The sequence below is a fragment of the Limosilactobacillus panis DSM 6035 genome, assembly GCF_001435935.1.
Lineage (GTDB): Bacteria > Bacillota > Bacilli > Lactobacillales > Lactobacillaceae > Limosilactobacillus > Limosilactobacillus panis.
In genome coordinates, this window is record NZ_AZGM01000088.1 from 1 (window position 1) to 10516 (window position 10516).

5 protein-coding genes are annotated in these 10516 nt (G+C 51.5%); 2 read left to right on the forward strand and 3 right to left on the reverse strand.

Going from position 1 to position 10516, the window contains the following annotated elements; translation table 11 throughout:
• Window positions 1–63: 63 nt before the first annotated feature.
• Complete coding sequence (locus tag FD32_RS06230) at window positions 64–4347, reverse strand: 2-hydroxyacyl-CoA dehydratase (RefSeq protein ID WP_047769541.1); 4284 nt, start codon at window positions 4345–4347, stop codon at window positions 64–66.
• 180 nt (window positions 4348–4527) lie between these two features.
• Between FD32_RS06230 and FD32_RS06235 the strand changes: the two genes are divergently transcribed.
• Window positions 4528–5130 (forward strand): TetR/AcrR family transcriptional regulator, encoded by a 603-nt coding sequence (locus FD32_RS06235; protein ID WP_047769539.1) that lies wholly within the window; start codon window positions 4528–4530, stop codon window positions 5128–5130.
• Between the two features lie 62 nt (window positions 5131–5192).
• Here the strand turns inward: FD32_RS06235 and FD32_RS06240 are convergent, their stop codons facing one another.
• Window positions 5193–7412 carry an alpha-galactosidase gene (locus FD32_RS06240; protein WP_056962139.1) on the reverse strand — a complete coding sequence of 740 codons (2220 nt, stop codon included), beginning with the start codon at window positions 7410–7412 and terminating at the stop codon, window positions 5193–5195.
• Window positions 7413–7458: 46 nt separating this feature from the next.
• Window positions 7459–9402: a sugar MFS transporter gene (locus FD32_RS06245; protein ID WP_047769535.1), complete on the reverse strand. Its 1944-nt coding sequence runs from the start codon at window positions 9400–9402 to the stop codon at window positions 7459–7461.
• 219 nt (window positions 9403–9621) lie between these two features.
• Here FD32_RS06245 and FD32_RS06250 point away from each other — a divergent pair, with 219 nt between their 5' ends.
• The gene (locus tag FD32_RS06250) at window positions 9622–10452 is read left to right on the forward strand and encodes an AraC family transcriptional regulator (RefSeq protein WP_047769534.1); all 831 of its coding nucleotides are present in this window, start codon (window positions 9622–9624) and stop codon (window positions 10450–10452) included.
• Window positions 10453–10516 lie beyond the last annotated feature (64 nt).

The window sequence follows — 10516 nt, forward strand, 5'->3', positions numbered from 1 at the left end:
TGTTAAATTCCGAATGGAGCTTCTGATTCAGAGGCTTTTTGTCACAACCCCGTTTTCTATTACTTATTCACTTGTCACTGCTTCTTCTGCAGCCACTTTCTTCTTGGCAGTCGCCATCATTAACCGGATTCGGTTAAGTTGGTTGACCACCGAAGCACCAGGGTCGTAGTCGATTGGCATCAGGTTGGCACCCTTGTATTCACGGCGCAGTTCCTTCAGCATCCCCTTACCAACGATGTGGTTTGGCAAGCACCCAAACGGCTGCATGCAGACGATGTTGTTAACGCCGGAACGGAGGAGTTCTACCATTTCACCTGGTAGGAACCAGCCTTCACCGGTCATGTTCCCCAGGGAGAGGACCGGTTTAGCACCGGCAACCACTTCATCCCACGGGGTAATACCTTCAAAGTGCTTGGAAGCCCGCGAAGCCTCATCCATTGGCTTCTCCGCCTGACGAATCAGCTTCAACAGGACAGCCGCAAATAGTTGCGAGCTCTTCTTAGCACCAAGGTGTTGGTGACGGTAAACCTGGTTATACAGGGAGTAATTCATGAAGCCCACAATGTCCGGAACCACTGCTTCGGCCCCTTCCTTTTCTAGGGTCCCCACAATGTCGTTGTTGGCAATTGGCGAGTACTTGACCAGGATTTCACCAACCACGCCGACCTTTGGCTTAACAATGTCCCGTACTGGCAGGGTATCGAAATCGTGCACAATTGCGTGGACGTTCCGCTTAAATTCCTTAAAGCTCCCGTTCTCCACGTTTGGCCGTACCCGGTCGAGCCAGTCGGCATAGAGGGCGTTCGTCGCCCCCTTCTCCACCTCATACGGCCGGGTGTGGTAAACCAGCCGTTCGAAGATGTCACCATACAGGAAAGCGATTGACGCCCGTTTGATCAGCGGCAGAGTGAAGGTGAAACCCGGTGTCGATTCAACCCCCTGGTTTCCTAAAGAAATTGAAACAACCGGTACCTGCGAGAATCCGGCGTCCTTCAAGGCCTTCCGAATCAGCGGCACGTAGTTGGTGGCCCGGCAACCCCCACCAGTCTGACTCATCATCACGGCGGTGTGGTTCAGGTCGTACTTACCACTCTGCAGGGCTTCTACCATCTGCCCAATCGAAATGATTGCCGGGTAGCAGGCATCGTTGTTCACGTACCGGGTCCCGACATCGACAGAACGGCGATCCTTGATTGGCAGGTTAACAACGTTGTAGCCCGATGCCTGGAGAGCCACGTCAACCAGGTTATGCTGGTGAATTGGCGATAGCATCGGCAAAAGTAGAGTGTACTTCTCCTTTTTCATTTCCTTGGTAAACTTGACCGGCGTCGGGTTGTCGTAGAGTTTTTCCGGATGAATTTTCTTCTCTGTCCGCTCCTTGATTGCCGCCTTCAGTGACCGAATCCGGATGCGGATGGCCCCGAGGTTGTCCCCTTCATCGATCTTCAGGCAGGTGTAGAGACGGTTGTACTGGTTCATGATTTCTTCAACCTGGTCGGTATCAATGGCATCCAGGCCACAGCCGAAGGAGTTCAGTTGAACAAATTCCAGTTCCGGCGTCTTGGCCGCAATCCGGGCTGCCGCATACAAGCGGGAGTGATAGGACCATTGGTTAACTACTCGGAGGCCCTTGACGTCGCCCAGGTGGGCAATTGAGTCTTCCGTTAGGACGTGGAAACCAGCAGCTGTGATCATCTGGGAAATCCCGTGGTTGATCATCGGGTCGAGGTGGTAAGGGCGCCCGGCAAGGACAACCCCGTGTTCCCCCTTCTGTTTTAACATCACCAGGGTATCTTCACCCCAGTTATGAATTTTCTGGTGGAAGTTGTCCAGTTCCTGGTAACCGGTCTCGAGGGCATCGCGGACCTCCTGCTTCGTTACCCCCAAGTCCTTGAAACATTCGTAGAGGTTCTCCGCCGTTGACTGGTGGTCCGCCAGGTTCAGAAATGGGTCCCGGAAGTCGACCTGACCACTCCGAATCTCGTCAACGTTATTCCGAATCACTTCAGGGTACGACTGAACAATTGGGCAGTTGTAGTGGTTGTTTGCCGCTTTCTTCTCCTGCAGTTCGTAGACAATTGCCGGGTAGAAGATCCGGTCAACATGACGGTTGGCAATCAATGCCATGATGTGGCCATGGACGTTCTTGGCCGGGTAACAGACCGTGTCGGACGGGATGGTTTCCATCCCTTTCTCGTATTGCTCCTTACTCCCCTTTGGCGACAGAATCGTCCGGAAGCCCAGTTGCTTGAAGAAGGTGGCCCACAGTGGGTAATCTTCGTACATGTTCAGGACCCGGGGAAGACCAATTGTACCGTGCTTGGCCAATTTACTGCGGAGCGGCCGGTACTTGAAAAGTTCCTTGTACTTCCGTTCGACCAGATTGACCTTCCCGTTATTCCGGGGCCGCTGGCCGTGCAGACGGAGGGCCCGGGCCTCACCCCGTTCACAGCGGTTACCAGTAACAAACTTCCGACCGTCATTAAAGATGGTCAAAGTCAGTTCACAGTTATTGGCACAACCACCACAGTGCATGTACTCCTTTTCAAAGGTCAGGTTTTCCATCTCCTTGATAGAGAGAAGGCTAGTCTGGTCCCCGGCTTGGTAGTTATGTTCAGCAATCAAGGCTGCACCGTAGGCCCCCATCAATCCGGCAATATTGGGCCGAATCACGTCGACACCAGCGATTTTCTCAAAGGCCCGCAAAACGGCATCGTTATAGAAGGTCCCACCCTGGCAGACGATGTGGTCGCCCAGTTCGTCAGCACTCCGCATCTTGATTACCTTGAAGAGGGCGTTCTTGATGATGGAGAATGACAGGCCGGCGGAAATGTCACCAATCGTGGCCCCTTCCTTTTGAACCTGCTTAACCTTGGAATTCATAAAGACCGTGCACCGGGAGCCCAGGTCAGCCGGGTGCTTAGCCAGCAAGGCGGCTTGGGCAAAGTCCCGGATATTGTACTTCAAGCCAGTTGCGAAGGTCTCCAAAAAAGATCCACAGCCAGATGAGCAGGCTTCGTTCAGTTTGATGTCAGCCAGGGCCCCGTTCTTGACGGTCATCGCTTTCATATCCTGACCACCGATGTCCAGGATAAAGTCGACGTCCGGCTGGAAGTAGTGGGCCGCCTGGTAGTGAGCCACCGTTTCCACTTCGCCAAGGTCAACGTTGAGGGCGTTCTTGATTAGGTGCTCGCCGTAACCAGTGACGCAGGCCTTGCCGATTTTCACGTCGGCCGGCATCTTCAGGTTCAGGTCCCGGAGCATCTGCTTGGTCTTCTCCAATGGGTCCCCATCGTTGTTGTCGTATTCGGTAAACAGGAGTTTGTGGTCCGCCGACATCAAGACAATCTTGGTGGTTGTCGAACCAGCATCAATTCCCAAGAAGGCCGTCCCGTGGTAGTTGGCCAGGTCACCGGCCTCAACCCGGTCCTTGGCGTGCCGCTGACGGAAGGCCGCCAGCTCGTCTTCGTTATTGAAGAGCGGGTCAAGGGAGTGTGATGGTGCCAGAACGGAGGAATCACCGTGTTCCAGCCGGTCCAACAAGATGCCCAAAGACAGCGTCGGCTGGTCATTAGCATAAAGGGCCGCCCCCTGGGCCACGAAGAGTTGCGGGTTCTCCGGGAAGATCACTTCATCGTCGGTCAGATGAAGGGTCTCAATAAAACGGTGGCGCAGTTGATCCATGAAGTAGAGGGGGCCACCCAAAAAGGCAACGTGTCCGCTAATCTTGTGACCAGCAGCCAAGCCGGAAATTGTCTGGTTGACTACGGCTTGGAAAATACTTGCCGCAATGTCTTCCTTCCGGGCCCCATCATTGATCAGCGGCTGAACATCAGTCTTGGCAAAGACCCCACAGCGACTGGCAATCGGGTAAATCTTTTCCGCGTTCCGGGCTAGCTTGTTCAGTCCATCGGCATCGGTATCTAAAAGGACCGCCATCTGGTCGATGAAGGCGCCAGTACCCCCAGCACAGCTCCCGTTCATCCGCTGTTCCAGGGAGTCGCCGAAGAAGGTGATCTTGGCATCTTCACCCCCCAGCTCAATCGCCACATCCGTCTCGGGAATCAGCTGCTCAACGGTCTTGGTGCAGGCAATCACTTCCTGAATAAACTTCAGTTGCAATAGGTTGGCCAGACCAATCCCACCGGACCCCGTAATCGTGAAGGCAATTGGGGTGGCGCCACCCAGTTCGGCAATTGCTTCCTTGATTACGCGCTCACTAGCCGCCTTGACGTCCGCATAGTGGCGTTCGTATCGCGAGAAAAGGGTCTGGTGAGCATCGTTCATCACCACGAGTTTAACCGTGGTTGAACCAACATCGATCCCCCCATAGAGTTTCTCTGTCATCGTTAAATTTCTCCCCTGACATAATCACACCGTACTTTTCCAACAGCGTGTATAATATAATTAAGTATATTTTTAAATGAAAATTATCAACATTCAATCAGCAAAAATTACGGGTCTGTTTGTTAGACAACAGATTCCAACATTGTGTCGGATTTGATTTAAAGGGGGGGGGGAATTGATGTGACACTCCAAGAAGATATTCGAGTACGACGGACCAAGCAAAACATCGTTAATGCCTTTGTTGCCCTGACGAAGGAGAAAAGCATCGACGCCATTACCGTCCAGGAAATTGCGGACAAGGCGATGGTTAACCGGGCCACGTTCTATGCCCACTACCACGACAAGCAGGACCTCTACGACCAAGTTTTCAAGCAGGCAATCGGCCTCTTCACTCCCCTACGGAACCCCCTCCTCTTTTTGAACCGCAAGATCATGTTCACTAAGCTCGAGGATACCCTGACCGGGGTTCTGGAAAAATGTTCTAAAAACCGGGACCTCCTCCTCTTGATTATTGACGGGACGCCCTCTCGGACCCTCCAGAACCAGCTGACCCCGATTCTCAGCACCAATATTAGCGGCATTCTGAAGGAGTTCGGCATTGATAAAAAGAGCACGATTCCTTCCGACCTGGTTATCACCTATATTCTCTCAATCTTCATCAGCGTCCTCGCCTGGTGGCTCCATGAGGGCCAGGCCCATGACATGAGTGCCCGCCAGCTGGCCCACAACTTAATCAGGCTGGCATTAGATGGCCACATGCGGGTACTGGGAATTGAGCCCTAATAAAAAGGTTTGACTACGAACATCATCGCAGCCAAACCTTTTTATTATTCAACTATTATTCTTTAAGCTTCTTCTGCAACAAAGAGCCGTGAACTAAAGTCCGATGGATCCTTCTCCGGCTTTGTCCGGTCCATAATCCGGGGTACAAAGTAACCAGCGTTCATCAGTTCAGCACCAGAGAATTTCTCGTCCCCGCCGTTAACCGTGTATTGCTTTTCAGGGTCCAGGCCTGCAAAGTATACCCGGATGTAAGCTGGGTTGGCGCCATTGAGGATCTGGAAGCGCGCCATAATAGCCTTGGTCTTGTCATCATTAACAACTTCCCAGTCGTAAACGTTGTCGGTTGCCGTGTCGGCGTTTTCCAAGCGGTAGAACTTGCCAAACTGGAAGAGTTTCCGGTACTTCTTGTAGAAGGCCACTTGGTCCTTGATCTCGGCCAGTTGGTCCTTTGGCAGCTTAGTAATGTCTAGTTCGTAACCAAAGTCACCGAAGTAGGCCACGGCTGCCCGGGTCGCCAGCGAAGTCAGCCGGCCAACCTGGTCATTTGGTACCGCAGAAACGTGGGCACCCCACATCGATTGTTGGTAACCATAGGAAGTCCCGTCTTGAATCTTGATTCGTTCAACAGCGTCAGTGTCGTCACTGCACCATGCTTGAGGAGCATAGTACATCATCCCGAGATCGAAACGGCCACCACCGGAGGCACATGATTCAAAGAGAACCTTCGGGAAGGCACTCGTCAGGCGGGCATACAGTTGGTAAACCCCGAGGATGTAGCGGTGAGCAAATTCTAATTGACGGTCGGCGGGTAGCTTGGCCCCAAACATTTCCGTAATGTTCCGGTTCATGTCCCACTTGATGTAATCCAGTTGGGTCTTCTTAATGATGGCACTGATGTGATCAACTAAGTAGTCGACAACTTCTTTGCGGGTCATGTCAAGAACAAACTGGTTCCGGGCAGGCGTGCTCTGCCGGCCAGGAGTTGCAATCATCCAATCAGGGTGTGCTTCATAGAGCTTACTATCGATTGAGATCATTTCCGGTTCGAACCAGAGGCCGAACTTCATCCCCTTATCGTGGACCTTCTTGGCAAAGCCGTCAATCCCAGTAGCGAACTTCTTTTCGTCAACAAACCAGTCACCCAGGCTAGACTTGTCATCGTCCCGGTGGCCAAACCAGCCGTCATCGAGGACAAACATTTCAATGCCGAGTTTGTGAGCTTCGTCAACGATTGGCATCAACTTGTCTTCGTTGAAGTCCATGAAGGTTGCTTCCCAGTTGTTGATCAGGATTGGCCGTTCTTGACGGGCAAAGTGCGGGTTGATCAAGTGGCCCTGGTAGAAGTCAGCCAGCTGGTGGCTCAGCTGATTGAAGCCATCACTGGTGTAGGTCATCACTGCTTCTGGCGTCTGGAAGTTCTCCCCATCAGATAGGTGCCAGCCAAACTCGTCCGGGTTGATACCGACCAGGACCCGGGTCGTGTCGAACTGGTCAACTTCCACGGAGTCGAGGAAGTTCCCGGAGTAGATAAAGTTAAAACCGAAGACACCACCGTGGTTGTTATCGGTGTGCGGCCGGGCCAGCATGAAGAATGGGTTGTGCTGGTGACTTGATGCGTCCCGCAAACTGGAGATGCTCTGAACTCCGGCACGGAGTGGGGTCCGAATCAAATGACGTTCCCGGGCCCAGCTACCGGAGAATTGGACCATATCGTAGTTAGCATCCGGCAGGTCAAGTTGGGCACTCAGCGCACGATTTAAGACAATGTCTTTGCCCCGGTTCGTAAAGGTGGCGCTACGAACAATGACGTCTTCCTTGTCAAAGATGGTGTAGTGGAGGGTCAAGGCAACATCAGCGTATTCATCCTTGAATTCCACATCCAGGGTCTGAGCATCGTCCCCCTGGTCGTCAAATGATGACGGCATGTCGGTCAGCCGTTGTTTGCCACTGGTAATCTTGTAGCCCATGTACTTGAATTCGGATGTCCGGGACCCATCATTGTAAGTGATTTGATAGGCTGGGTAGCGGTAGTCCCCCTTGCCTAAGCCGGCGTATTCTTGCTTGATCAGTTCTAGTTGAAAATCGGACTGTTCAACGGTCAGCGTATTCGTGCAGTCGTGTTCTTCCCGGCTGGCCAGGTTTGTGTAGGCAGCCTTTACCGGAATTCGTGGTCCATAGTAAAGCTGTCCCGCTTCACCATTTTCCAGGATTTGGAAAACATAGCTTGTCTTGGCAGTTTGCAAGTGGAAAAGCTTGTGTTCTTCGTTAACATGGATACTCATTTTAAATAACCCCTTTTTGTAAGCATTTACATTACCTATTATAAACTTAATCGGTCGTCGGCACTAGTTCTTCGTCATTTTCCTGTAGTTGAACCTGCAAGACATCGTCCCCGGCTTGGACATTTATTCCCGGCTTGGCAGTTAGCGAAATTGGTCCCAGCTTCTTGGTGTTCGTCACGGCAACCACCACGGTGTCATCGAGGCCCGCCTTCTTAATCGTTGGGTCCCAGAACTCAATCAATTCTTGACCCTTCTTGACCCGTTGCCCCTCTTCAACATAGGAAACAAAGCCGGTTCCCTTGAGCTTAACAGTGCCAATACCAACGTGGATAAGGAGGGCAATCCCGTCATCGCTGATTAAACCAACCGCGTGCCGGGTCGTAAAGATCTGCTTGACCGTGGCATCAAACGGAGCAAGGACCCGTCCATCACTTGGCTTGATTGCGAAGCCGTCCCCAGCGGCCCCGGTGGAGAAGACATCATCCTTAACGTCACTCATCTTCATCAGGGTTCCAGCAATTGGGGTTGGAATGTCAACATCCTTAGCAGGCTGGTCGTCGTCTTTAATGTGCTTGCCCCAAGCCTTTTCCAATTCGGCAACAATCTCGGCGTGCTTTTCCTCACTTAGGATCACCTTCTTGGCAAAGACGCAGATAGAGATGACCAAAAGGACTGCTGGTACAGCAAACATCATTAGTTTGAAGTTCATCCGTCCCGTGGCGGTAATCGAAGAAGCAGTGGCCCCAGTCGTCATCCCCGCCAGGATGGCTACTTGACCAACGACCCCATTGGCTACGGCACCACCGAACTTATCGAGCAGCGGCCGGACGGACAGGGCCAGGGATTCGTCCCGGTGGCCTAACTTCAGCTGCCCATATTCAACGGAGTCAGTGATGACCATCAGGACAATCAAGAAAACCATTGGTTGGGGGAAGCCGAACATCGAAGCGGCAATCAGAACCAATGCCAGGTTGTCGCCAGCGACGGTAAAGAGGGCAATCCCGCACAGCATGAATACCAACAGGCTGGTAAAGAGGGTCTTCCGACTAAGGTGCTTAGAGAAGAACGGGAATAAGGAAGTCCCGATGATTCCCAAGAAGACATTGATCGTGGAGAAAATCGAGAATGCCTTTGGTGCCCCCATGATGTAGGTGAAGTAGTAAACTTCCAGGGAATTAATGATGTTAATTCCAACACAGTAGAAGAGGTAGGCACAGGCCACCCACATCAGTTGGTCATTACCGGAGAGCGCCTTGAAGATGCCGACGATACCAACTGTGTCCTTCTTATTCTTCCGAATTTCACTGTTAGTCTCCCGGGTGAAGATTCCTACCCCCCAGGCAGATAACATGGCCAAAGAACAGATAATCAAGGCAAAGACGAACCAACCACGGTTGTCACCGGTACTGGTCTTGGTTGCGGAGAAGTAGATGACAGCCGGCATAACGATGATTCCGACCATCCCCCCACCGATGGTTGAACCAACCCGGGCGAAGGTAGCTGTCTTTTCCCGTTCTCGAGAATCAGTCGTCAGTGATGGTAACATCGACCAAAAACCGACGTCCTTAAAGGAATAGAAGATGTCCATCGTGATATAGAGGACCCCAAACAAGACGAGGTAGCCAATCGCACTCTTCTTGTACAGGCCTCCCATGTTGGTGAATAGCAAGAGGAGGATCACCGCGGAGACGGTCCCACCGATTACCACCCACGGGCGGAAGTGTCCCCACCGGGTCTTAGTCCGGTCAATTGCGTTCCCAATGAAGGGGTCAATTAACAATTCGACAAACCGCAGGCACATGATAATCAGTGTCACAATACTAATCATCTTGTTATCGAGACTTTGGTTGCCCGTATCAAACAGGTGCGAGGTAATGAACATGATCAGGTAGCCACAAAGGAGACCGTAGAACGAGTCGTTACCAAAGGCACCAAAACTATAAGCAAGACGTTGCCGCATCGGCATCTTGTTCTTATTTTCAGTACTCATAATCTTTCTCTCCTTAACATTAAAAACGGTTTCTGTATCCGCTTTCGGAATTCGATAATATTATATTTGATAATCGTTTATCATTCCATGGCTAAAAAGTTCCAATATGTGCAAAATAATTTTACTAACCAATCGACATGTAATTTTGATGTTCCATGCTACAATGGTGATAAAGAGTAATCATGATTGAACAAATCAACATGGAAGGAAGAGAAAAAAATGGACGGTGAATACAAAAGTCTTACTGGCAAAAGCTTCGAAAGTAACATCCTGTTTATTGGCCAGGATAACTGCCGGCCCAACTACTTTTACCGGGGAAATAATGTCCGTGACAATTATGTCATCCACTACGTCATGGACGGCCAGGGAACCTTCTCCTCGGCTAACCACCCTGCTGTAACCCTGAAAAAGGGCGATGTCTTCCTCTTGCCAAAGGGGGTCCCCTGCTTCTACCAGGCCGATGGTCAGCACCCTTGGAAGTACTTTTGGATTGGCCTTTCGGGAACGAAGATCAAGACAATGCTGGCCGGGTCGGCCCTGTTTACCAAGCGGTACCTCCGTCAGGTCCAGGGGAGTCACTTTTATGACAGCCTCTCCTGCCTCTTCGCCGCACTGAAGAAGAAAAGCTCCTTAGCCAACGACATCCTGGTTGAAACACTGACCTACCAGATGTTCTACCACCTGGTGACGGAATATCCTGGTCAGGCCCCTAAGGCCGGCAGTAAGGCCCATGATCATCTCAAGTTAGCTACTTACTACCTGCAAAAAAACTTCACTAAACAGTCGTGCACCGTTGAGGATCTGTGCCACCACCTTAATATCTCGCGCAGTTACCTCTACACCATCTTTAAAAAGGACCTCAACATTTCAGCCCAGAGCTACCTCACCCACTTGCGGATGGAAGAGGCCTGCCAGCTTCTTCGCAGTACGGACCAGACCGTCCAGGAGGTTGCCCACCAGGTTGGTTACCGGGACGAATTCACCTTCTCTAAGGCCTTTAAACGCTACAGTGGCTTTAGCCCGTCAGTGTACCGGCGAAATCTGTATTAGAACTTAAAAAAACGGGGTTGTGACAAAAAGCCTCTGAATCAGAAGCTCCATTCGGAATTTAACA

What these genes read in the sequence shown, in the direction of transcription:
- FD32_RS06230 (WP_047769541.1), bottom strand. Translation starts at nt 4,347, where the DNA reads ATGACAGAGAAACTCTATGGGGGGATCGATGTTGGTTCAACCACGGTT.
- FD32_RS06240 (WP_056962139.1), bottom strand. Translation starts at nt 7,412, where the DNA reads ATGAGTATCCATGTTAACGAAGAACACAAGCTTTTCCACTTGCAAACT.
- FD32_RS06245 (WP_047769535.1), bottom strand. Translation starts at nt 9,402, where the DNA reads ATGAGTACTGAAAATAAGAACAAGATGCCGATGCGGCAACGTCTTGCT.
- FD32_RS06250 (WP_047769534.1), top strand. Translation starts at nt 9,622, where the DNA reads ATGGACGGTGAATACAAAAGTCTTACTGGCAAAAGCTTCGAAAGTAAC.